At 41.2% G+C, this 23,993-nt stretch carries 20 protein-coding genes and 2 tRNA genes; 8 read left to right on the top strand and 14 right to left on the bottom strand.

Annotated features, from left to right (window positions below):
- Nucleotides 1-31 precede the first annotated feature (31 nt).
- A complete protein-coding gene (locus KCG35_RS02665; protein ID WP_215818115.1) occupies nucleotides 32-1,057 on the top strand; it encodes an AraC family transcriptional regulator in 1,026 nt (341 codons plus the stop codon).
- A 394-nt stretch (nucleotides 1,058-1,451) separates the two neighbouring features.
- On the opposite strand, the gene KCG35_RS02660 is transcribed toward KCG35_RS02665, so the two are convergent.
- The 11 genes from KCG35_RS02660 to gspE form a co-directional block, all read right to left on the bottom strand.
- Nucleotides 1,452-1,528 (bottom strand) — tRNA-Asp (locus KCG35_RS02660).
- A 36-nt stretch (nucleotides 1,529-1,564) separates the two neighbouring features.
- Nucleotides 1,565-1,640, bottom strand: a tRNA-Val gene (locus KCG35_RS02655).
- Between the two features lie 214 nt (nucleotides 1,641-1,854).
- The gene (locus KCG35_RS02650) at nucleotides 1,855-2,343 is read right to left on the bottom strand and encodes a type II secretion system protein M (RefSeq protein WP_215818114.1); all 489 of its coding nucleotides are present in this window, start codon (nucleotides 2,341-2,343) and stop codon (nucleotides 1,855-1,857) included.
- 16 nt (nucleotides 2,344-2,359) lie between these two features.
- Nucleotides 2,360-3,703, bottom strand: coding sequence for a type II secretion system protein GspL (gene gspL / locus KCG35_RS02645; protein WP_215818113.1), 1,344 nt, complete (start codon nucleotides 3,701-3,703; stop codon nucleotides 2,360-2,362).
- Nucleotides 3,704-3,721: 18 nt separating this feature from the next.
- Entirely contained in the window at nucleotides 3,722-4,903 is a 1,182-nt protein-coding gene (gene gspK, locus KCG35_RS02640; RefSeq protein ID WP_215818112.1) for a type II secretion system minor pseudopilin GspK, read from the bottom strand.
- Nucleotides 4,903-5,640, bottom strand: coding sequence for a type II secretion system minor pseudopilin GspJ (gspJ, locus tag KCG35_RS02635; RefSeq protein ID WP_215818111.1), 738 nt, complete (start codon nucleotides 5,638-5,640; stop codon nucleotides 4,903-4,905). Before gspJ ends, gspK begins: the two co-directional genes overlap by 1 nt.
- Complete coding sequence (gene gspI, locus KCG35_RS02630; RefSeq protein WP_215818110.1) at nucleotides 5,637-6,035, bottom strand: type II secretion system minor pseudopilin GspI; 399 nt, start codon at nucleotides 6,033-6,035, stop codon at nucleotides 5,637-5,639. Before gspI ends, gspJ begins: the two co-directional genes overlap by 4 nt.
- The gene (gene gspH / locus KCG35_RS02625; protein WP_215818109.1) at nucleotides 6,007-6,567 is read right to left on the bottom strand and encodes a type II secretion system minor pseudopilin GspH; all 561 of its coding nucleotides are present in this window, start codon (nucleotides 6,565-6,567) and stop codon (nucleotides 6,007-6,009) included. The genes gspI and gspH overlap by 29 nt, the downstream gene beginning before the upstream one ends.
- Nucleotides 6,568-6,570: 3 nt before the next feature.
- A complete protein-coding gene (gene gspG, locus KCG35_RS02620; protein ID WP_215818108.1) occupies nucleotides 6,571-7,011 on the bottom strand; it encodes a type II secretion system major pseudopilin GspG in 441 nt (146 codons plus the stop codon).
- Nucleotides 7,012-7,038: 27 nt separating this feature from the next.
- Entirely contained in the window at nucleotides 7,039-8,256 is a 1,218-nt protein-coding gene (gene gspF / locus KCG35_RS02615) for a type II secretion system inner membrane protein GspF (RefSeq protein WP_215818107.1), read from the bottom strand.
- Between the two features lie 14 nt (nucleotides 8,257-8,270).
- Entirely contained in the window at nucleotides 8,271-9,842 is a 1,572-nt protein-coding gene (gene gspE / locus KCG35_RS02610) for a type II secretion system ATPase GspE (RefSeq protein WP_215818106.1), read from the bottom strand.
- A gap of 447 nt (nucleotides 9,843-10,289) precedes the next feature.
- Between gspE and KCG35_RS02605 the strand changes: the two genes are divergently transcribed.
- From KCG35_RS02605 to KCG35_RS02590, 4 genes are all read left to right on the top strand, one after another.
- Nucleotides 10,290-11,015 (top strand): type II secretion system protein N, encoded by a 726-nt coding sequence (locus KCG35_RS02605; protein WP_215818105.1) that lies wholly within the window; start codon nucleotides 10,290-10,292, stop codon nucleotides 11,013-11,015.
- A gap of 3 nt (nucleotides 11,016-11,018) precedes the next feature.
- Nucleotides 11,019-13,352 carry a type II secretion system secretin GspD gene (gspD, locus tag KCG35_RS02600; protein ID WP_215818104.1) on the top strand — a complete coding sequence of 778 codons (2,334 nt, stop codon included), beginning with the start codon at nucleotides 11,019-11,021 and terminating at the stop codon, nucleotides 13,350-13,352.
- Nucleotides 13,353-13,487: 135 nt separating this feature from the next.
- The gene (locus KCG35_RS02595) at nucleotides 13,488-14,405 is read left to right on the top strand and encodes a DMT family transporter (protein ID WP_215818103.1); all 918 of its coding nucleotides are present in this window, start codon (nucleotides 13,488-13,490) and stop codon (nucleotides 14,403-14,405) included.
- Nucleotides 14,406-14,637: 232 nt separating this feature from the next.
- Nucleotides 14,638-16,044, top strand: coding sequence for a TIGR03013 family XrtA/PEP-CTERM system glycosyltransferase (locus KCG35_RS02590; protein ID WP_215818102.1), 1,407 nt, complete (start codon nucleotides 14,638-14,640; stop codon nucleotides 16,042-16,044).
- Nucleotides 16,045-16,198: 154 nt separating this feature from the next.
- Here the strand turns inward: KCG35_RS02590 and KCG35_RS02585 are convergent, their stop codons facing one another.
- Nucleotides 16,199-16,561 carry a hypothetical protein gene (locus KCG35_RS02585; RefSeq protein WP_215818101.1) on the bottom strand — a complete coding sequence of 121 codons (363 nt, stop codon included), beginning with the start codon at nucleotides 16,559-16,561 and terminating at the stop codon, nucleotides 16,199-16,201.
- 394 nt (nucleotides 16,562-16,955) lie between these two features.
- On the opposite strand from KCG35_RS02585, the gene KCG35_RS02580 reads away from it, so the two are divergent.
- Nucleotides 16,956-17,228 (top strand): hypothetical protein, encoded by a 273-nt coding sequence (locus tag KCG35_RS02580; protein WP_215818100.1) that lies wholly within the window; start codon nucleotides 16,956-16,958, stop codon nucleotides 17,226-17,228.
- Between the two features lie 7 nt (nucleotides 17,229-17,235).
- On the opposite strand, the gene KCG35_RS02575 is transcribed toward KCG35_RS02580, so the two are convergent.
- Nucleotides 17,236-18,030 carry a S1 family peptidase gene (locus KCG35_RS02575; RefSeq protein ID WP_215818099.1) on the bottom strand — a complete coding sequence of 265 codons (795 nt, stop codon included), beginning with the start codon at nucleotides 18,028-18,030 and terminating at the stop codon, nucleotides 17,236-17,238.
- A 197-nt stretch (nucleotides 18,031-18,227) separates the two neighbouring features.
- Between KCG35_RS02575 and KCG35_RS02570 the strand changes: the two genes are divergently transcribed.
- Nucleotides 18,228-19,814: an acyl-CoA ligase (AMP-forming), exosortase A system-associated gene (locus KCG35_RS02570; RefSeq protein WP_215818098.1), complete on the top strand. Its 1,587-nt coding sequence runs from the start codon at nucleotides 18,228-18,230 to the stop codon at nucleotides 19,812-19,814.
- On the top strand, nucleotides 19,814-21,043 hold the full coding sequence (locus KCG35_RS02565; RefSeq protein WP_215818097.1) for a pyridoxal-dependent decarboxylase, exosortase A system-associated: 1,230 nt from the start codon (nucleotides 19,814-19,816) through the stop codon (nucleotides 21,041-21,043). Before KCG35_RS02570 ends, KCG35_RS02565 begins: the two co-directional genes overlap by 1 nt.
- Before the next feature lie 119 nt (nucleotides 21,044-21,162).
- Here KCG35_RS02565 and KCG35_RS02560 read toward each other — a convergent pair whose 3' ends face one another.
- The gene (locus tag KCG35_RS02560; RefSeq protein ID WP_215818096.1) at nucleotides 21,163-23,628 is read right to left on the bottom strand and encodes a heparinase II/III family protein; all 2,466 of its coding nucleotides are present in this window, start codon (nucleotides 23,626-23,628) and stop codon (nucleotides 21,163-21,165) included.
- Nucleotides 23,629-23,993: the final 365 nt, after the last annotated feature.

The raw sequence follows: 23,993 nt of genomic DNA, 5'->3' as shown, positions 1-23,993 counted from the left end.
ACACTTTATTGACCATGATGAGCAGGTACTGATGAAACTAGGCAATGTTTCAGTGACCTATATAGAAACGCTGGTAAATGCGATTCATCACTGCGGAAAAAAGCCAGAGCCTTTGTTGAGAGAGTTTGGGCTATCACTTCCAGAACTGAATGATGAACAACAGCAAGTCAGTATTGCTCGGTTTATGCGTCTAGGGGCAGCAGCAATTACACTAACCCAAGAACCTGGTCTTGGGTTACTTATGGGAAAACACGCACCCATCCAACAGTGGGGGCTAGCAGGCTTATTAGCACTGAGTGCACCTAACATAAAGTTGGCTATAACAGCACTCATAGACTATGAATGCTTAACCAGTGAAAGTGTACGCGGAGAATCAACCCTTGATCACACAGAAGACAGCTGTAATATAAATTTTTACAGTATCTCTCCTTATACTATTTATAACCTGTTTATTGTTGAGTCTGTTTTACTCAGCTGGCTACAGACTTTGCGTTGGCTGGCTAAACCTGAGCAGCTTCAAGCAGAGGTATTTTTTGAGTTTCCAGCTCCAGCCTATGCAAATAAGTTTAAGCAATTTTTTAAGTGTCCAGTCCACTTCTCTCAACCATTCAATAAATTAGTCATCTCTACATCATCACTTACAAAATATAATCGCTTTAAACATCAAGTAATGTATAACTCTCTACTGGCAACATGTGAGCAAAAGAAAAAACAACTCACCTTTTCTGCTCGGTGGCAAGAACGTGTGGTTCGTATTCTTTCACGAGAACTGCATGGCGGTCAGCCTACATTAGAGCTCACAGCAGCCCAACTAGGTCTATCGCAATGGACACTTCGCCGTAAACTTAACGAGGAAAGTACTTCCTTTCAAAAACTACTTAATCAAACTCGATTAGATTTAGCACTTAATTATGTAAAAGAAACACCACTTAGCTTTTCAGAAATTGCTTATCTTTTAGGGTTTTCATCCCCAGAGGCATTTCAGCGAGCCTTTAAACGTTGGACAACAAAAACTCCTGGTCAAGTACGTCAAATAGAACTACATCACTCTTCATAATCCAAAGGGTCATCAACAGGTGCTTCATGCTGCTCTGCTAGCTCAAACCAGTCTTCTGTTTGCTGCTGTTGCTCTAACAATTCCTCAACATAATCTTCCATTCTGCGCCCTCTTTTAGTGCAAAAAAAATTCAAGACTTTTCTTTAGGAATACGTTCTACGCTTTACATTTCACCCTCAAGTATGAGTAGCCCTATGAAGGAAAACGCAAGTTCAAGGTGTAATAAATACCCCTAAATGGAAATAAGCAGATAAAGCAAGGCAATAATTAAGCCATTGTTTAGAATAGCCTAACGAAAGAAGCTTAGATAATTAAAGTTTGAGAGATTTATCAGAAGAGAAAATTAACTTGAAATGTGTGAGCTCTTTGTCAGCTCACAGAGTACTTGAAGATATGGCGGAGCGGACGGGACTCGAACCCGCGACCCCCGGCGTGACAGGCCGGTATTCTAACCAACTGAACTACCGCTCCACAATTTCATATTGTCACTCATTCTATTACCTGACGTGGTGGGCAGGGAGGGGTTCGAACCCCCGACCCTCGCCTTGTAAGGGCGATGCTCTCCCAGCTGAGCTACCTGCCCGACAGGTGATGCGCATTCTACTGGTATTTTTTTCAGAGTCAATAGTTTATATGTTGCGATACAACCAACATTGGTAAGAAAAGTCACTAAACAATGCAGCAAGATTAATACCCAACATTATAAAACAATTGCCTTACATACAAACAACAGTGATTGTATAATCATTCCTATAAAGAAAGCCAACTTGATGGAAAAAACAGATACCTACTAAGTTTTACAACCTTATACTCAGATATGCCCTTACCATTCCAGCCTCATCCTGAGCATCAACTCTAATTTTCTCGATAGTAAAATGATATTGGTTATGTAAGTTAATGACCCAAGCCAACAGTTTCTGATAAGCAACCTTATCCATCCATACTGTCACCCCCTCATTAGAAGGTTGCACTCGGCTTAATTTAATACCTTGCTGTCTAGCTGCGCCAGTTACAATAGCAGAAAGTTTATCCTGTGAGACTTGCAGCCCCCCCTGACTTGCACTTTGTCTTGCAGCCTGCTCATTTGCCTGAATAAAAGCCAGCGTATCCATGTTTGAATGATACTCCTTTCGTGACTCTTCAGACCACTGCATAACAGGATCCCAAATTAACATATAAACAACAGTCAAAGTGACAGCAACAACCATAATCAACAAAGCACGTCGATCTCGTTCAGGCATTGCATTTATCTGTGCAGTTATTTTTTCCACGAAAGGTGATGCCATGCTATCAATCTACCTTTTAAGCTTGAATATTAATACGTGCTAAAACAGTCTCTTTTTCTTGATTCGCTGTTTCTAGTTTGGCACTCATACCACGCTGCTTTAATTGATTGACATAAGCATCCAACACTTCATAGTTCTTTGCATTCACTTCAAGCATTAAAGAATTCCCAGAACTATTAAAATCTAAACTTTTAGGTTTTATTTGCTGACTTCCCAGTTGCTGGGTAACAGATGAAACATCAACCAGTAGTTTAATAAAAGCCCCTTCTCCCCCCACAGAAGCATTCTGTTTCATCCGACTCGTCATACTGTCTTTAAGATCAAAAACATTTCGTGCATTAGGGTATATTGAGCGAAATATTTCTTCAGCTTGTTGATGCAAGGCTTCACTTTGCTGGCCAAAGTATATTGCCTGCCCCAAATGCAGACCCAACGAAACAACAACCCATCCCGCAGCCAAGTAAATAACACTTTTCCACTTCGCAAACCCAGCACTACTGTCTGCATTAACAGCATATTGACTTTGAAATAAGTTAATAAATTTATTACGGTTCTGACTTTGCAAAAAACTACGGCATAAGTAGTGAAAAGTAGCGCCCTTTAAAGCAGAAAACTCTAGCTCAATTTGGTATGGCTGCAGTTGTTGCTCTAATTGTTTTAATAGCCGCTTTATTTCTAAGGTAACAGGTTTAGCTACTGTTACTTTTAACCTTGTAAAGCCCACAGACATCGCTAATGCCGGATCATCTTCTGCATCAATCATGCGATATTCAGCAGGGTTTTCTAATACAGTTTGCAATGTCATCGGAAGAATTGAGGTATCTACACTAAAGTAGTTTTCTTCAGGAATCGCCATTAAGGCTTTATCACCCTCAACAACTACTTGTATAACCTCTGAAGAGGTTGTATTGACTAACTGAGCCTCAGAGATACAGAGATAAGGATTCAGTGCTAAATCAGAAATAGCGACAAACAGCTTACTCATTGACTCATGCGCAATGGCTGCAACAGGGAGCATCTTTTCATGCACTTGGCTATTTGTGACAATGTGCATATCATCCACATCGTTTACCAAGTGATCTTCTAACATATAAGGCAATGCTTGCTTTATATGTTTCATCTGAGCATCACTGATAGGTACTTTAACAAGTAGTGCCTGATCACCTGGTAAAATAAACACGGTTTTGGCCTGACCTAAAGCATTTTCTTCAGTGAGCGTTTCTTGAACCGATAACAAGCTTCCTTTAGCTGGACCACTGATAACCTCACCTTCACTGGAACACAGCAACCACTCAGTATCAATATCTGCAGGGTCTTCACTAGGTAGAGATAAAATCCGTACAAAAAGGTGATGTTCCATACCAATTAACAGCCTAAATTATGTCTTTTTTGGTTTATTTTGGATTAAAGGTGCTGGCAAGCGGCCCTCTGCCCGGGCAATAATATCAACTTGTTTATCTGCCCGCTTGTAATAGCTGAGCATATGATAACGTGCATCAGCAAACTTAACGGTGATTACGGCTAAAAAATAGTTACTAGAAACAACGAGTGCATCACTACTTAGTTTATTTCCCTGCCCTGCAAACATAGACAATGAAGTGAGCTTATTGACTGAGTCAAATCCTTTATCACCTCGCTGGCGAATAATTTCTTCCGCTTGAGCTTCCTGCATATTCGGCAACAATGACATCAAAACTTCTTTGGGGGCAGTATTAATGTTTAACTTACTATCTGCAGGTAAAGCCACAAGATACGGTGCTAGTTGCTTATAAAGCTTGGCATCCATTTTAGGAAGAAACATTAACTCAGAAATTGACCTCATTGGCCTGTCTGCAGCTCGATAAGGTAGCTCATTTAACAAGTATTCGTTATCCTCAAAGCCACCACCAGGAGTGGTTTGATCATCTTCATCAACCCAGTCAGTTATCTGTGGAGAAGGCACTTTAAGACCCAGTTTAGTGATCAAATTATTGAATAAATCCTTCCCTCCTGATTTATTTGACTTACCAGGTGTAGGGTTCGTGTTTCCTGACGTACTATTATTATTTGTATTGTTATTAGACTGTTTATTTGCAGAGCCTAGCCAGTTCACATTGATATAGCCTTGCAAGTCAATCACATTAATATAAATGTAATCACCTTCTTTAATTTTGTCTTTATCTTTACTTTCGCCAATCACGCCTGATTCAATTTCATCGAGAGGATAGTATCGATCAATTAGACTCCAAGGTTCTTTTAAGTGATCAACCGTGGAAGAGGTTGCTGATGTATTTGGCCCTGAAGGAGTAGGGTTGGGGTTATTTGTTCCAGCAGGCTGGCTTTTTTTATCTTTTTCTAAATCAGCTAGCAGCAATTGAGCAACCAAGTCTTCTGCTGCCAACGCATAGGCCCGAGCCTGACTCCGCATTAAAAAGTGAGAAGTTCGATCAGTCTGAAAATGAAGTTCTGTAACTACTTTTGCTACCATCACACTGATTAGGCTAAAAATAACCATCACAAAAATTAGTGCAACACCGCGCTGGCGCTTAGGAGGCAGAGGGATACGCTTTTTACTGAACATTATTCTCTTCCTCCAGAGAAGCCTGATTGACCTCCTCCATTTGGAATCTGATTATTTTGTTGCGGTTTCGGCGTACTCACACCCACAAAATACCTCACCATTCGGCCATAGCGAGGATCATCCAGAGACAATTCAACTCCACCTGGCACAAGTTCTTTAGGATCAGCGTTATTATTTGCAAAGGGGTTTGAGGCTCCAGTATTATTATTTGCCACAGCCCAGTCTTCAACCCAATTATGCTCTTGATTGAGAAAGCGAAAACTAATGCCATTAACTCCAGTTAAAATGACTTGTTCCTTATAAGGTGCATTCGGTGCGCGGTCCAATACTAACCAAAACCGCCGAATTAGCTTGTCATCTTCAAGCGTGTAAGCTACTCGTTGAAACTCGCTACGTTTAGCCAGGGCAGGATTACGCCACCCCTGCCGGGTAAATTCAACTAAGTAACCTCCTTGATTAGCGACAAAAGCAGGGAGTGGCTCCCCTAATTCACTTTTAATTGGACGAGGTGCCAGCTGCGAAAAATCTTTTTCCATAATCAAAAAAGCACGTTGCACTTCATTAAGACGGCTAAGGCTTTTTTCTGTAACAGCTTGCGTTCGTGCAGTTGTATGAAACAGTGAGTATGCAGCCATACTCATAATCGAAAAAATAGCAATGGCTATCATCAACTCTAAAAGAGTAAAGCCATCACTACGTGTCATATTCTTTATTTTAGCTACAACCAAAGTCGTCATTCGCTATGCTTCCTTAAGAAACCAATCATGCGATAAAGACTTCGTTCCTTATTAACACTGCCACCCTGATCAGGAATCACTGCGATTTCAATGCGTCGAAATCCTTCCTGACCTGTTGTTTTTGTCTCTGCTATGATTTGCCAGTCTCGCTCAGCAAAGCGTACTGATGTTTGCTTTTCTCCAGTATCAGGCCACTCACGAGAAAGTTTTAATTGGTTTAGATAGTTTTCAGCCACCCAACCAGCAAGGATCTTATCCTCAAGATAAGCTGCCTGCTTAACCCCAGTTGATCCTGACATCGCAACTACAGCTGCAGCCGAAGCAAAAATCGCTAATGCGATCATAACTTCCAGCAGCGTAAATCCCCTACTTTTCCGTTTTAACTTCAATGCCATTGAAACCATCAGAGACTAAATAATAAGGTGTTTTGGAACTGTCATCGGAGAGAGTCATACGAAAGGGTGTAACCTGAGAGTCACTATAAACAACGATATCAGGAGTTACTTTCCCTTTATCTTTTTTTTGCTTAGATTTGCCTTTAGTCGTGGTTGATTTTCTGTTTAGAAATGGATCCTCTTCAGGCTTTACATCCAAAGTCAGCCCTTCAGGTATTTCATACTGCTGAAAATGTCCTTCTTCCATAGGCTGCCAGGCATTTTCATCCTCATTAAACTGAAACCACTCATAACGACGACCATCACTTTTAAAACCAAGCTCAACGCCTTTTAACAGCGCATGGTCAGCAGCTAATTGAAACAGCTGCTGTAACCGTCGGGACTCGTCTTGTAAAGCTTTTTGCCCCCCATCACTCATTAATGGGCTCACCACTGTTATACCAACTAATGTACCAATAATGACAATGACTACTAATATTTCAACAAGTGTAAACCCTTTGGACAACGGCTTTTTGGAGGGCATTAACTTCATTCGTTAACTTTCCCAGCTAGTGATGTCTGTATCAAAACCTTCACCACCTTTTTTACCATCAGCACCTAAAGAATAAAGATCAAACTTGCCATGGTTTCCTGGAGCCTGAAACTGATAGGGACGTCCCCATGGATCAACAGGTATTTTTTCTAAATAACCATCAGGATTCCAGTTACGCGCTTCAGGCTGTCCACTGGGTTTACTAACGAGAGCCTCCAAACCTTGGTCAGTGCTAGGATAGTTATGGTTGTCAAGCTTATACATTTCCAGTGCTGTTTTAATGCTTGCGATATCAGAACGAGCAACTGTCACTTTGGCTTGATCAGGACGGCTCATTATTTTAGGTACAACAAGCGCACCCAAAATACCCAGAATTACCACAACAACCATAATTTCAATAAGGGTAAAGCCTGACTGCTTCGGCCTTGCAACATTTCTTCTCACAGTTTCATTCCTTACATTCTCGTTGTATTAACCTAGAAGCTGGTTCATGTTAAGGATGGGCAATAACACTGCAAGTACAATGATCAATACAATTCCACCCATAAACATCAGCGTCAACGGCTCAAATAAACCAACTATAACGGCCATTCGGCTCTCCAAGTCATTTTCTTGACTCCGCGCTGTACGCTCCAGCATATCATCAAGTTCCCCACTGGCCTCTCCACTTGCAATCATATGCAGCATCATGGGAGAAAAGTGACCTGACTGCTCCATCGCCTTTGTTAAGCTCACCCCTTCACTCACCTGTTGAGGCAAAATACTGAGTGCCTGTTTTATATAAAGGTTAGAAACCACCTCTGTGGCAATTTTTAACGCATCAACTAAGGGCACTCCACTTCGTGTCAAAATACTCAACGTACTAGCGAAACGTGCAGTATTCATCTGCCGATTCAAGCGACCAACCAATGGCACCCGTAAAATAAAACGGTGAAAACGAAGCTTAATGGGTGGCTTGCTTAACAGGTAACGGGTACCCACCACAAAACCAATGATGGCAAGCACAATGAGATACCAGAAGTCCTTAACGACATCACTCAATGATATCAAGATTGTGGTTAGTGCAGGAAGTTCCTGACCACTATCAATAAAGACTTTAACTATATCAGGAACCACAAACCCTAATAAGAACGCAACAATCCCAAACGACGCTATAATTAACAGTGCTGGGTAGACTAAAGCCATTTTAATTTTTTGCTGAGATTGCTGACGAGACTCTGAGTAATCAGCCAGTTGATTAAGTACCTTATCCAAAAACCCTGCATGTTCTCCTGCAGAAACTGTCGCACAATACATTGAAGGAAACACGCCAGGGAAGCACTCCATGCTTTGTGCTAAGGTATAACCTTCTAACACTTTGGAACGAACCGAAAGCACAACATTTTTAATACGTTGTTTTTCCTGCTGCTCAGCAACAGCCCGTAGAGCCTCTTCAATGGGTAATGCTGCTTGAATGAGTGTTGCTAATTGACGAATAAGCAGTGCGAGCGCTGAGGTAGAAATTCCTCCTGCTAACAAGCTTCCACCACTCTTCGCTTTACGTTCTTGTTGCGACGCAATTTCAACAGTCAGTGGTGTTAATCTTTTTTCTCTAAGCAGCTGTCGAACCTGTCGAGCACTATCTGCTTCCAATGTACCATGTTCTTGTTTTCCCTTGGCATTCAGGGCTGTATATTCGTAAGCGGCCACACTTAAACCTTATGTTAATCTTCTTGTGTTACCCTTAAAACTTCTTCCAGTGTTGTCAATCCGGCCAACACTTTACGTCGCCCATCTTCTCGAATACTAGGCCTGCTTATACGAATGTATTCAATGATTTCCTGCTCTCCTGCCTGGTTATGAATAAACCGACGCACCTCGCTGTCAACAGGGATTATCTCATAAATCCCATTTCGGCCTTTATAGCCAGTATAGTTACACTCAGCACAGCCTTTAGCTCGGTATATTTCTGGAGGGACATCAACATTTAAATGCAGCCGCAAACATTCAGCTTCATCAGGACGATAAGGCTCTTTGCAGTTTTGACATAATCGACGAACCAGCCGTTGCGCAACAACACCCACCAAACTTGAGGATAACAGAAAAGGTTCAACCCCCATATCCTGTAAGCGAGTAATAGCTCCAACCGCACTATTAGTGTGCAAAGTGGACAGTACAAGGTGACCTGTTAAACTGGCCTGAACTGCAATCTCAGCCGTTTCAGTATCACGAATCTCCCCCACCATCACCACATCAGGGTCTTGTCGGAGAATAGCCCGCAACCCTCGCGCAAAGGTCATATCAACTTTAGTATTAACTTGCGTTTGACCGATACCTTCCAAGTTATATTCAATAGGGTCTTCTACAGTAAGGATATTGCGAGTCTGATCATTAAGTGTTGAAAGCGAAGCATATAAAGAGGTCGTTTTACCAGACCCAGTAGGTCCTGTGACAAGGATAATACCATGAGGACGCGACAGTACAGTTTTCATTAGCTGCATATCATCTGCAGACATACCCAGGTGGGTTAAGTTTAAGCGTCCAGCGGACTTATCTAATAGACGCATTACAATTCGCTCACCACTGTTAGAAGGCAATGTAGATACCCGTACATCTACTTCTTTACCCGCTACCCGTAAGGCAATTCGTCCATCTTGTGGCACACGTTTTTCAGCAATGTCCAATTTGGACATGACTTTGATACGAGAAGTCAACAGTGGCGCAAGCTGTCTTTTCAGTCGAAGTTTTTCTTGCAACACACCATCAACCCTGAAACGCACTGCTAGGTGCTTTTCAAAAGTTTCAATATGAATATCTGATGTTTCTTCTTTGATTCCTTCAGATAAAATAGCATTGATCAATCGTATAATGGGGGCATCATCCGCTTGCTCAAGCAGATCCTCTGACTCTGGTACCTGATCAGCCAAACTGGCCAAGTCCATGTCATCGCCAATACCCGCAACATTTTGCAGTGCGCCACTATCACTCTGGTAACTGACAGAAAGCAACTCACCAAAACGGTCTTCATCAACTAATTCATAACTCATGCTGGAAGCAGTATATCGCCTAAGCTCGGCGGCAATCACGGGGGTTAGGCCCTTTTTATGGAACACCCGTACATGACCATCTTCCTGCATTTGAAAAAGTACGCCATATTTTTTAGCAAACGCAAAAGGTAGACGCTTTTCCTCAAAAGAAACTTCTTGATTTGTTAGCTCTGGCTGCGACGATACTTCCTTGTTTTCACCATTCGCAGCCTCTTTTTGGACTGACTTGATTTGTACTTGCGCAGTCATCTACCCACCCGAAATTATGATTATCAATAGTAAGATTATGCCTGGGATAGCCACTAGCATCTATGCCCAATTTCACTAACTTGACATCGTTAGTGAGAAGGCCAGTATGAGCACCTGCTGCTTTGAACCATTTGCTTCCTTTTAGGTCTTAAACAAAGCCAACAGTTCCCAATGGTTTACATCAGTTGTGAACCAAGTGCAAACAATCTATAACTAGACTATTTAGTCATAGACCTATTTTGGAGGTTTGGTCACTTTATTTTTGAGTACTAAACCGTTAAGGGAATAATATTTTTTAAAAATTTCACAGTCTTACAGCTACTTGCTTGACCCGTTTCAAGCATTTGCTGTTATTATGTCATTAATAATACGTTTGTTGTGGTACATTTTCTTCTTACTCAACATCTACCAAACAAACGCTCACTATAGAATATAGAATAATCAGCAATGAAAGCAGCTTCGCTACCTCCTTACCTTATCTGGGGGCACCCTAAAAATATCACGGTGCTCACCTTCGTCCTATTAACCATAATAGGGATGACAGTTGCTTCCCAAGGTTTATCAATCTATACCCTGCTTGTTGCTGAGCCACTCCAACCAGAAATTGTTCGAAATCCCTCTCAGTATCAGAAGGCCGCTATTAATCCTGCAAATGTCGCTCTCCTATTTGGCCGTGGAGAGGACGCTCAGACGGTCCAAAAGAACATTCCTAAAACTAATCTACGCTTAATACTTAAAGGCGCTTTTGCTAATGCGGATGACAAGTTATCCAGTGCCATTATTGAAGGAAGTGACCGGCGAACTGCGCTTTACTATGTAGGTGATACGTTACCAGGCAATGCACAACTTGATAAGGTGCATTCTGATCATGTGGTTATTTCTCGAAATGGGGTCCTTGAAACTCTTTACTTTCCAGAAGCTCATGGGCAAAGTCGTTTTCAGGCAATTGAAGTTAACATCACCCAATTACCCAAAGCTCCTGCACAACCTACTCAAGATTCCGCTTTTTCCCGTCCAGAGCCCACATCATTACTGCCGTCAACACCAGTTAAACGTGAAAAGGAAAAAGCACCCATTTATACACCGAGTTACGATCAATCTCAGATAAAACAACGAATGCAAGAGCTCAGAGAAAGGATGCGTGCTCTCGAAAACAACTCCACAGAGGGTTAAAGCATGCAACCTTTTACTGTCAAGAACGAGGAAAAGTGTCGGGACTTTTGGAAAACACTCATGCCTTACCAACACCCAAAAACTAAACTTGGCCGCTTCACCCGGCTTATAATTAATACCTCTTTACTCTGTTTTTGTGCATCAATGCCAATACACAGCTATGCAGAAGAAAGCGCTGAAACAGAGAAAAAGTGGACCATAAACCAGAAAAATGCAGATATTCGTGAGTTCATTGCTCAGGTTGCCTCAATAACGGGACAAACCATCATCATAGACCCCCGAATAAAAAGTATGAACAACGTAACCGTAGTTTCATCAACTCCATTATCCAGAGACGAAATTTACGATGTATTCCTGTCCGTATTACAGGCCAATGGTTTTACTGCAGTTCCTCAGGGTAAAACCCTGAACATTGTTCCTATCAACCGTGCTAAAAGTGATGCTCCTGAGTTCGCTCCCAACACTAAACCTAACTCAGGCACAATGATCACTCGCGTAGTGGAGTTGGTAAATCTATCTGCCGTTGAGTTAATCCCTGTAATTCGTCCTTTAATTCCTCAATATGGCCACGCTGCAGCAATTGCTTCCAGTAACTCCATAATCATTAGTGACCATGTCAGCAATGTAAAGAGGCTAGCCAAACTTATCCGTGAAATGGATATGGCAGAAAGCACTAACTTTGACATCATAAAACTTGAAAATGCCTGGGTTGGCGACTTGGTTAAAGTCATCAAAGAAAGCTTACTTGGCAAACAACAAAATCGTAAGCTTAGTGGAGAGCTTATCGCTGACGAACGCACCAACCGCCTTTTAGTTACTGGTAAGTCCCAGTTTCGTCAACAAGTACGCCGCCTGGCTAAAGCCATGGATATAGCCTCTGAAGCGACTTCGTTAACACGTGTAATTCACCTACGTCATGCTGATGCAGAAAAGCTGGCAGAAACTCTTGCAGACTTAACTAAATCACTAAGTGGAAGTATTGCCGGAGGCAAAGATAGCAAAGAGTCTAAACAAGTTGCTGTCAAAGCTGATATCGACAACAACGCACTGATTATTGCTGCATCCCCAGAACTTGTTCGTGAGATTGAAAATATCGTACGCAAACTTGATGTGAGACGTGCTCAAGTACTAATTGAAGCAGCGATTGTTGAAGTATCAGGCAGCATCAATGAAGCACTTGGCATTCAGTGGGGAATAGATGGAACAAAAACCTCATCAGGAACAGACGGTGCAAAAAGCTCAATTACTGGAGCTATTTTTGATAACAGCAAAATAAACATTGGTAGTATTGCGCTTCGTAACTCTAACTTTGGTGTTCTTGTTAATGCACTAACCACTACAGCTAATAGTAACTTACTATCAACTCCCAGCATTATGACGCTAGATAATGAGGAAGCTGAAATCCTGGTAGGTCAGGAAGTCCCCTTTGAAACAGGCTCTTATACTACAGACTCCTCAGGCTCCAGCAATCCCTTTACTACCACAGAACGAAAAGATGTTGGTGTTCGTTTAAAAGTTACACCTCACATCAACGAAGGTGAAACACTTCGCTTAGAAGTCGATCAAGAAATTTCTGCTGTGGTACCAAGCTCAGAAAGTGGTGTTGATGGTTTGGTTACCAATAAGCGAACTATAAAAAGTACAATCCAAGTTAACAATAATGAAACTATTGTACTTGGAGGATTAGTTCAAGATGATGTAAATCAGTCTGAAAGTGCTGTTCCTTTTCTTAGCTCTGTTCCTCTTTTAGGGCGGCTTTTTGAGAACGATGCTGATACGCATACTAAAAGAAACCTGATGGTCTTTATAAAGACTTCTATTGTGCTAAATGAACAAGAAAATGCAGCGCTTACAGATGACAAGTTTTCTTCAATTAAAATGGTTCGCAATAAGCTTGATAAAAAGTCAGAGAAATTTAATCTTGACCGAGTGCTTCCACAAAATGCTAGCGGCTTGTTTGATTCGCCTCAAAAGCGTAAAAACAGCTCAAGTAATAAGCCAACAATTTGGCAAGAACCCGCACCAGCAGCACGTCGTGGTAGTCCTTCTGCTCAAACTCAAGGCAATGCACCTGTTGCCACTGGTGGTCCAGGTTGGGGGATTCAGTTAGCCTCTTACCGCTCTTCTGCTGCAGCCCAACAAGCTGCAAACAAAATCCAATCCCAGCATTCTCAACTGCTGGGCAACCTGACACCTGAAGTGAAAGAGTCAAATATGGGCAGCAAAGGTGTTTATTACCGCGTTGTCTTTAGCGGACTTAATGACCGTCACCAGGCTCAATCCTTGTGCAAGCAATTACAAGCCGCTAAACAAGGCTGCTTGGATATTCGTAACTAATCTTACACAGTATTCAGCTACCATAATGCACCAACAGTATTCTCTGTTGGTGCTCTTATCACACTAATTCACTTCAGCTATACTAACCGCCTCTAATAATGCAAGTAGCTCCATTAATATAAGGTTGAAGTGTCAATGCGCAACTGGAGTTTAAGGCCAAACCTACTGGCTAGTATATTATTGGTTTGTGCGATGTTTTTATGGGGTAGCTCTTTTGTCGCTCTCAAGATCGCCTTTACCTCTTATCCTCCCCTACTTGTGATTTTCGTTCGTATGCTGATTGCCAGCTTGTGCTTTTTGTTTATATGGAAATATTCCAATCGTTATCAGTATCAAAAAGGTGACTGGAAGTACTTAGTGCTCATGGGGTTATTTGAGCCTTGCTTATATTTTCTTTGTGAGACTTATGCGTTACAAAATACTACAGCCTCTGCAGCAGGAATGATCACAGCACTACTTCCTCTTCTTATCGCTATCGCTGCAGCCTTTTTTTTGAAGGAAAAAATTAATAAGCAAGTTGGTATAGGGTTAGTGATCGCGCTTATGGGTGCCTGTTGGTTAAGTGTTTCAGGTAAGTCATCTGTAGATGCACCAAATCCTCTTTTGGGAAACTTTTTTGAATTCCTTGCGATGATTTGCGCAACAGGCTATACCTTAGTCGTAAAGAAATTGAGTTCACGATACTCAGCCTTATTCTTAACAGCAACACAGGCATTTATTGGGACCTTGTTTTTCTCCCCTGCCCTGTTTTTAACTGAATTACCAACTGAGTTTCCATATGCACCTACCCTTGCCATTGTCTACTTGGGGGTTGTCGTGACGCTGGGTGCTTACGGACTCTACAACATTTCACTAAGCTATGTTTCTGCAACACAAGCATCAGTATTTGTTAACCTAATTCCAGTATTTACTATATTATTGGCTTTTATAATTCTTGGAGAGCAGTTAACACACCAACAACTTATGGCTGTACTTCTCGTATTTTCAGGCCTACTTGTTAGCCAGTTTGCGCCTTCAGCCGCTATAGAAGAAGTTGAAGTAAGCCCCAGTTAGCTTATTTTTAATGCTTAAGTGACAAAAGGATTTAAAAATATTGAATTTGTTAACTGATTTTTTCTTAACTATCTATTAAATTCTCGCTTTCTTTTTATCGCTGTATAACTCAGCTCAAGTTTGCGGGAATTTGCAATAAATTTTGGTTAAGTTAATAAAGGCTTTTGTTATAAAAAGCCTTTATTTATAACAAAGTTAAGATAACTACCATGTGTAATAAAAGGGAGTTTCGGTGAGCAGTATTCGTATTTTCAAACATCATGTGCGAGTCCCCTACCTCCTCTTAGGTATATTTGAGCTATGCCTTTTTGTACTTGCAACATACCTTGGCACCTACTTTAGGTTTGGGACCTTTGATCCCATTCATACAGAGCCTACTAGCCCACTATTATTCAGAGCCATATTACTAGGTGCAGTTTTCATTATCAGCATGATTGCTATGGGGCTTTATCAAGCAAGGCTTAGAGAAGGCTTTACAGGAATGCTCATCAGAGCAGCAATAAGCTTTATTTTCGGCAGTATTATCTTGTCACTATGCTTCTTCTTATTTCCTACCCTTTTAATAGGGCGTGGTGTCTTCATTCTCACCGTTCTTTTCACATTTGTTGCTATTGGTGTTACTCGCTTTTTCTTTACCCGATTAGTGGATGAAAATATTTTAAAGCGACAGGTATTAGTACTTGGTGCAGGGCATCGCGCCAATAATATTGCTCAACGGTTACGCAGAAGAACAGACCGGAGAGGCTTCAATATAGTTGGCTATATGCATATTGCTGACGAAGAAGATGTTGTAAATCCAGACTTTATATTGAACACTGAACAATCACTTGTAGAGTTTGCTAATACTCACAATATTGATGAAATAGTAGTTGCTGTTGATGATCGACGCCGAAACTTTCCAATCAACGAATTACTTGACTGTAAGCTAAGTGGCATTGATGTTGTTGATGTTTTAACTTTTTTTGAACGAGAAACAGGCAAAATAGAGCTTGATTTACTACACCCAAGCTGGATTATTTTTTCCGATGGTTTTGGTCAAAGTAACTTACGCGTATATTCCGAACGCGCATTTGATATCCTTGCTAGCCTAACGCTTTTAGCCTTTGCTTGGCCATTCATTGCAATCACCATCCTAGCCATCTGGTTAGAAGAGGGGTTCAAAGTACCTCTCATGTATAAACAAAAGCGCGTCGGACTAAACGGTAATACATTTAACGTACTTAAATTCAGAAGTATGCGCGTAGATGCGGAGAAAAAAGGAAAACCACAGTGGGCCCAACAAAATGATCCACGAGTCACTCGCGTAGGCAAAATTATTCGCAAATATCGAGTTGACGAGCTACCCCAAATCTTTAATGTCTTAAGAGGAGATATGGGGTTTGTTGGACCTAGACCTGAAAGGCCTGAATTTGTCAGCCAATTAACTGACAAGATTCCTTACTATAATGAACGCCACCGCATCAAACCAGGTATCGCAGGCTGGGCTCAGTTGTGTTATCCCTATGGGGCATCCGATAAAGATGCTCTACATAAGTTACAATATGACCTTTACTATGTAAAAAACCACAGTTTGTTTTTGGATATTTTAATCCTTATCCAAACAGTAGAAGTGATTTTATTTGGTAAAGGCGCACGCTAACTGTTGTAATATATTTACCATTAAACAGCATCATAAGAAATTATCACAAACATATAAAAAGGGTTGATATTACAGGCCCTTTTCTTTTTTTAAATATAAATAAGCTGCATAGCGTCCAATAAACTATCTGTAACCTCAGTATTGTTGATCTGGCTTACAACTTTACGAAAAATCTTCTTAATCCATTCATCCATGGACCTTTCGTTCGAATAGGCTTGCCTTTATTAGTCACAACCTGTATACATCGATCATCCCATAACTCAATCATTCTAAAGTCTTTTACATTCGTTATTTCTAGCCCGGTAAGCCCATTTTTTTCCAACCAACGCTCAACAAAAGGTATATACTCTGGAATTGAGGCTCTTGCTGTAAAAATACGAACCTCTTGTCCTTGCATCAGCCAACTTCTCACTCTCTCTAACATTGGCTTTATAGGTTCACCAATATGTTCGGGTCCTCTCCAGTGATCATAACGTGCTAATGTACCGTCAAGATCAACTCCTATCCAACCAGACATAACATCCTCTGATTCATCAAACACCTAAAGAATTTGATTATTTTTTACACTTGTTACTCACAAGTTGAAAATAAAGATAAAAAATTCTAGTTTATCTTCAGCATTAAAAATGCCTTACTCAAAAAATTACCACTAGCAGCATAGTTCATATGCCATATTTTAATAGAAGATAATTGAAACTCACTCAAAAATTCCTGAAAGAATTGTACCAAAACCTAGCCTTCACCAAGACATACCTTTAAAACAAACGTCAGAAATTATTACAGTAATACTACAACTACTTCAAACAAATAAGAATAATCTTTTTTATTCAGTTGGTTAAAAAAAGCGGCCTATCATTTGCTTAGTATTTAAACACTATCACCTTATTGATCTGTTAATAAGGGAGTTTAAAATGGCACATGTATGGTTTTACTTATTAGGTTTTATATTTGTAGGTATTTTACTAACCTACATTTTTGCAGCAGCTGCAAGACAGTACGTCTCTAAACAGGTATCGGACAACACACCACCTCCAGGGAAAATGGAGCAAGCTTTTACAAAAAGACAGCAAGCAGGTGATCGTCGAACAAATACACAGTCTGTGTTTTTTCCTTTCAGAGACTCAAGTGGTATTGTGGTGACAGGAGAGCGCCGCTCTCAGGCTGACCGACGCACACCATTTTAATAATATGCTATTTCTTTGTTAACTTTGATATTAAATTTTTAACATGGTTGACAGGAATAGCATAGGTAATCCCACTCGGTTTTTGTAAAACTGACTCTTTTGTTTCTTTCACAAATACCTTATTAATTACGCCTACAACTTTCCCGCTTTGTCTTAAATAAACTGGACTCCCGCTATTTCCTGGATAAGCAGTCGCATCCAACTGCAATACATTATAAGGATGCCTTAAACGCTTTATCTGCTGAATATCCAACTGTCTTGCATTAGCTGCAGGTATTACAATTGGCGTCACACTGGAAATAATGCCTTGATGAGTGACAGGATATAAACCTAGCACAGCACCAATAGGATATCCTGTGAATGCTATGGACTCCCCTTCCCTTGCCTGTTTAGCTTGGCCTAACGTTAATGCAGGCAAACGAGCGCCTTTAATTCTCAATAGTACCAAATCATGATCAGTATCTTTTTGTAAAACACGAGCTTCACGCAGCTCTGGGCGACGCCCCTGCCCAACAAAGATAACCAACTTGCGCTTACCTTGATACTTAGCAGAGTATATTTCAGGAATAGCATGCGCATTTGTGACAACATGATAACCATCATGGACAACAAAACCTGTAGCAATTAACTGTGCTGCAGGTGATGCTGTGACATTATAGGTTCCAACACCGACTATCGATGGTTTAACCTTGGCAACCACATCAGGAAAGTGTGCACCATAACTTAGTTGGCTTATCCCCAACAGAAAATAGGCTAACACCACAAAAGCGGTTCGCTGTAATTGCAAAAAGATTCCATTCATTTTATAACCAACCAAGTGCTCTAATTAGCTATGCTTATACCCAAAGCAAGTGATTTAACATAGGCTCCCATGTAATGGAAACACAATATTTATCGCAAGCTTACCACTCAAAAGTATAAAGCCGCTAAAGCCATTTATTAACCATGAAACTCAAAGCACCTACCTTAAACTGATTACTTAAGGATGAGCAACTGCTAATGACGCAACTACTTCACGAACTCTATCAACACGCTGCAACACAACACCCTGATCATGTCGCTTTGGGATTTAAAACACAAACAATAACCTACAAAACATTAGAGACAGCCGTTCAACTCACTGCAACTGCATTACATCAAGCAGATCTCCGACGATTTGAGCGTGTTGCTATTTACTTGCCCAAACTTCCTGAAGCTGTTTTTACCTTTTTTGGCTGCTCTATGGCTGGAGGTACATTTGTACCCATCAATCCCATCCTCAAACCCGCTCAGGTAAAATACATACTACAAGATTGTAATGTAAGAGTGCTCATTACCCAACGCGCACGTTTACAGCAGTTGATGGATGAACTTCATCATTGCCATGATTTACGCCTAGTAGTGTGTATTGATGAAGTTCCTGAGGAGCACCATTTATCCTGCACTGTCATCAGTTGGCAGCAATGGCTTAATACAAGCCCAAGACTCATCACTACAGCGACCATAGATACTGACATGGCGGCTATTTTATATACATCAGGAAGCACTGGTCGCCCTAAAGGTGTCGTACTTTCTCATCGTAATATGGTGACAGGTGCCCACAGTGTTGCTCAATATTTACAAAATACCACTAAAGACCGTTTATTAGCTGTATTACCCATGAGTTTTGACTACGGACTAAGCCAAATCACCACTGCATTTTGTCGTGGTGCCAGTTGTTATCTCATGGACTACCTGCTACCTAAAGATGTCATTCGAGCTGTTCAACGCTACCAAATTACTGGCTTAGCTGCAGTTCCACCACTATGGGTTCAACTTGCTGAACTTGAGTGGCCAGATGAAGCAAAAGAGACTTTACGTTACATCACAAACTCTGGTGGTGCTATGCCAACGGCAACGTTGACGAAACTAAGAAGCTCGCTTCCAGAAACCCAGCCGTATTTGATGTATGGTTTAACTGAAGCATTTCGTTCAAGTTACTTGCCACCAAATGAACTGGATAAACGTCCAACCTCTATGGGAAAAGCCATTCCCAACGCCGAATTACTCGTTATTAATGAAGCAGGCGAAGAATGTGAACCCCATGAGCCAGGTGAACTTGTTCACCGTGGCAGCCTTGTTGCGATGGGGTATTGGAATGATCCAGAAAAAACAGAACTCCGTTTCCGTCCATCCCCAACAAAACTATCAGGCATTCCCACAGAAGAACTAGCCGTTTGGTCAGGGGACATCGTGAAAAAAGATGATGATGGTTTTCTCTACTTTATTGGACGCAACGATGACATGATCAAAACCTCAGGCTATCGAGTTAGCCCCTCTGAAGTTGAAGAGGTCGTGTATGCCTCAGGGCTTGTAGGAGAAGTTGTGGCCTTAGGTATTCCCCACCCCCAACTAGGTCAGGCAATAATATTAGTCGTGACTGCAAGCCAGCCTGATACATCTATTGATGAGGCTGCAGTCATCAATGCTTGTAAAGCCCAACTCCCAGGTTTTATGGTTCCACTCAAGCTGCAATGCTTAGCAACACTTCCTAGGAATCCGAATGGTAAAATTGACCGCAAACTACTTACCAGTCAGTTCCAAACATTATTCGGAGTTAACGACTGATGGATAAAAGACCCCAACATGCTCCACTGTGGGGCATTTCGACACATAACAATGAAATGATGGTTGCCCAACGTCCTATCTCAGAAGTGGCGGCTATTGTGGGCCGTACGCCATTCTACCTTTATGATCGTCAGCTTCTGTCTAAGCGAGTCAATGAGCTAAAAGCATTTTTACCTAGTCCATTAAAGTTACATTATGCAATCAAGGCTAATCCCATGCCTGCGGTTGTTAATCATATGGCTAGCATTGTCGATGGCTTGGATGTCGCCTCTAAGCTAGAACTGCACACAGCACTTAACAGTGGTATGTCTGCAAAAAATATCAGCTTTGCAGGTCCTGGAAAACAAGACCATGAATTACAGTCAGCCATAGCTGCTGGCATTTTAATTAATGTAGAGTCGACCAACGAGCTACAGCGAATTGTAAAAATTAGTCAGCAGCTACAATGTACTGCTCGTGTTGCCTTAAGGGTTAACCCAGATTATGAGTTAAAAACGTCTGGTATGAAAATGAGTGGTGGCCCTAAACAATTCGGAATCGATGCTGAATCAATACCAGATATCTTGAAAAACTGGCCTAAATCAGTGCAGTTTTGTGGTTTCCATATTTTTTCTGGCTCCCAAAATCTTCGCCCTGAAGCCATTATTGATGCTCAAACAAAAACTTTTGCCTTAGCTGAATCTCTGGCTCAGTTTGCGCCTACGCCCATCGCTACTCTCAATATTGGAGGTGGCTTGGGAATTCCTTATTTTCCTGGAGAAAATCGCCTTGATTTGGCCCCCATACGTGACAACCTACAAAAACTAATTACACAGCACCATAAAGCCTTAAATCACTGTGAGCTTGTTATTGAACTTGGGCGTTACTTGGTTGGTGAAGCAGGCGTTTATATCAGTCGAATCATTGATATTAAAGAATCCAGAGGATCTACTTTTTATATTGTTGATGGGGGGTTACATCACCACTTGGCTAACTCAGGCAACTTTGGCCAGGTTATTCGGAAAAACTACCCTGTATATCTTGCTAACAGAATGGCTGACACCACTCTTCAGCCAGTGCAAGTTGTTGGTCCACTGTGTACCCCGCTTGATATTCTTGGTGACAAGATCATGCTTCCTGCAGCCCAAGTAGGAGATTTTATAGCCATCACCCAATCAGGTGCTTACGGCCCCACCGCAAGCCCACAGCAATTTTTAAGTCATCCAGTAGTTACAGAGTTACTATTGTAAAAGCATAGGTATTGTAAAAACATAGGTTTCGCATACTCTAGCCTACACAATAAAACGCTAAACCAGCACGGCTTTGACCGTGCTGACATGTCCACTAAGCACCTATTTGTTTAACTTAATTACTTCTGTTTCTTGAAAAGAATCAGAATCTTTTCTGATGACTGAGGTAATTTGGTTGTCACAACACCAGCATTATTTGCCATCACTGTTATTTTCTCTGAACCTACTTGAATATCAACAGATTGCGCCATTGCCAAACCCACAATCATTAACTGTTTTGCCTGACTAGCCTGTTTGATTGCAAGTACATCAGCCATTTCATGCGCAACAAACACCACAGCTCGATCTCCAGAAAGTACCGCTCTTGCCTGTTGGCCTACAGCCAGCAGTGGTTTCAATGTGGGATAATCATTTTGCTTAAGTTTTAAACGAGGTGTTAGTGATACTAAAAACTGATCAACTTGCTGCTGACCAGAAGATACAAATCCTAACCTCCACTGAGCCTGGTCAAACCAAGGTTTACCAGAAGCCCCATCAGCCTGGTTTTTACCATCATAGGTAGTGCCATCACCATCTGTATCAACATAAAACCGATAGTGAAGACCACCAATGACTTCTGTCTTCGCATCAACAGGAAAAACACGGTCAACGGTTAGTTGAGCGTCCTTACCTTTTACCAACACCTGGCTATCATCACTCAACATAATGCCATCATTTTTATTTCCCTTAATCACCTTCACTGAACTCACTTCAGGCTTCACAAGAGTGTGTAAAAGCCATTTTTTACGATAGTCAGCTTTAACCGCATGAATAAAATCATGGACTAATAAGCGATCCTGAGGACGTAAATACAACAGCTCCCGTGTAACACGCCATACTTTTCCCTGCTTACCATTATCATCAAAATGCGTATTGTTATACGCAGCGGTCAAATCCATTAACACATAATCAAAATCCGACTGGCTATCTTGCTGTAAGATAACCCCACCTTCCCAGTGCTCTCCCTGGTAAAGGTTCTGATACCAATGCTTAATATTTCGTACTGCACTCCCAGTAGGCATTGTCAGTCGTTGACCACCTGCTGCAATATTGTCCTTGAAAAGCCTATTGGGCTGAACATGCTCTCCAGGACGCAAAATTAACAAGCTATTTTTGGCTACAGTACGTAATGCATAATTTAGACGATTTGGTTTATCAAACAGCGTATAACTACTACTGTTTACGGCTAAAGGTTCACCTTTAAATAAGGTAAAATGTCCAGCATCATAATGACCGTGATGTGTAAAGTTATGTCCTGCACGAAAACTGATGTAGGTTGCATTATTCGTCCAGTCTGAACGAATGTAACCTAAGTTAAACGCACCTTTACCAAAAATATCAAATCGTGGTAACCCCTGCCCCACATGCATCAACGATGGGCTATCAATAAAACGCGTTAATAATTTAGGCGCATTGAATAAACGAAAAGCCCAACGGTAACTATCGTGATAACTAGAACCACCATATGCCTGAAATAAGTACTGAGAATAAGCCGCTAAAAAGGGGTCTTCTGTTAATTGAGCAACAAAATCAATATAAGGGCGGGTAATATCTTTTAAATCTACGCGCGCGCCTTCATCACCCACATGTTCAATACGATGGTCAGGTCGTGTTGCATAAATATGCCAGTGCCCTGTACGTCGCATTATCTCTTTAATTCGATCGGCTTCTTTTGTATCATTCAACCCATTCAAGTAAGCCCCTGCAGCAAGAGCCAATACCAATGCCCGGTTATTTATCCAATAGCTGTACCCTTCTGGCCACCCTTCTGTAAGCTCAAGTGCTGCCATAACATCCAAAAAATGACGCTGACTTTGCAGCAACAGCTCCTTATGATCATCGGTATTAGAGTCCAGAATCACTGCAATCAGAAAAGCATTAGCGGCCATGGAAGCTCTTCCATGCCAGAGTGATAAATCATCACCTTCCAACAGTCGAATATATTTTTTAAGCTCTCTTTTCAGGCGTGCCTGGATTTCTTGTCGCTGCTTAGCAGAAAACCCAGAATATAAAGCCGCCAGATCATAAGCAAACGCTAACTCCCAGGCATTACCATAGTAACCACTCTCGGCAGGTGATTTCAGATAAAAGTCAAACATTCGTTTAACCATCAAATCACCATTTTTCTTCGTAGGCTTCAATACCCAGCAGGCTGCACGCGCCATAACATGTTGATAAACACAGGGATTAACGGAAGATACCTTACGCTGTTTAAAAGTTGCTAAGCGTGTTTTTAACGTAGGGTGAATGCCTGTTGCAGGATCCCAGCCAGCTAAAAAAGGCAAAAAAATTCGAGGATGCTGCGGCTTTAATTTACCATCAAGTTTTGTTACTGTTTTTCCCTGTACTAGATTTCCTGCCAACAAACTACGCTGATCAACCTCATTATTTAGTTCTTTTGGTGAAAACTCCAAAGGCCAGTGGCTTGCCAGCTGATCGGCAATAACTGCAAATGTTGTTAATAAACAGGTAAAAATTAAGCTAATTCTAACAACCTTTCTTGGCTGTTTTTCCTGCAAAGCACGCTGTTTCTTTTCACTAGCCATTCCCTATCCTTTTATACATAGCATGTCGTTCCCTACATTCCTTTCATAAAACAATCTGGATTACCGCACTACCCAGTTATTCAAAGTGTAACGACATACTTAATTCACTTTGGTGAAACACCTATGACACTCTGTATACCTTCACTTTGACTTATTATTGCTAGGGCCTAACAACAACCAGCTAAAAAAATCAATGCAAAATGAAATGAGTGCTACAAAGTAGGTTATTTTAAAAGGGAGATTTACAACGCTATAACTGCTAATTCAAAAAAACAAAAAAGCAAAAAAGAGAGAAGCAAAAAACTGACAAAACACACACATTAGTTGCCAACTCAATCAACACAAAACGTAATGTATAGAATATT

The sequence above is a fragment of the Zooshikella harenae genome, from assembly GCF_018837975.1.
Classification (GTDB): Bacteria; Pseudomonadota; Gammaproteobacteria; order Pseudomonadales; family Zooshikellaceae; genus Zooshikella; species Zooshikella harenae.
Note: the sequence above shows the minus strand (reverse complement) of the source record. Positions and strands in the feature narration are given on the sequence as shown.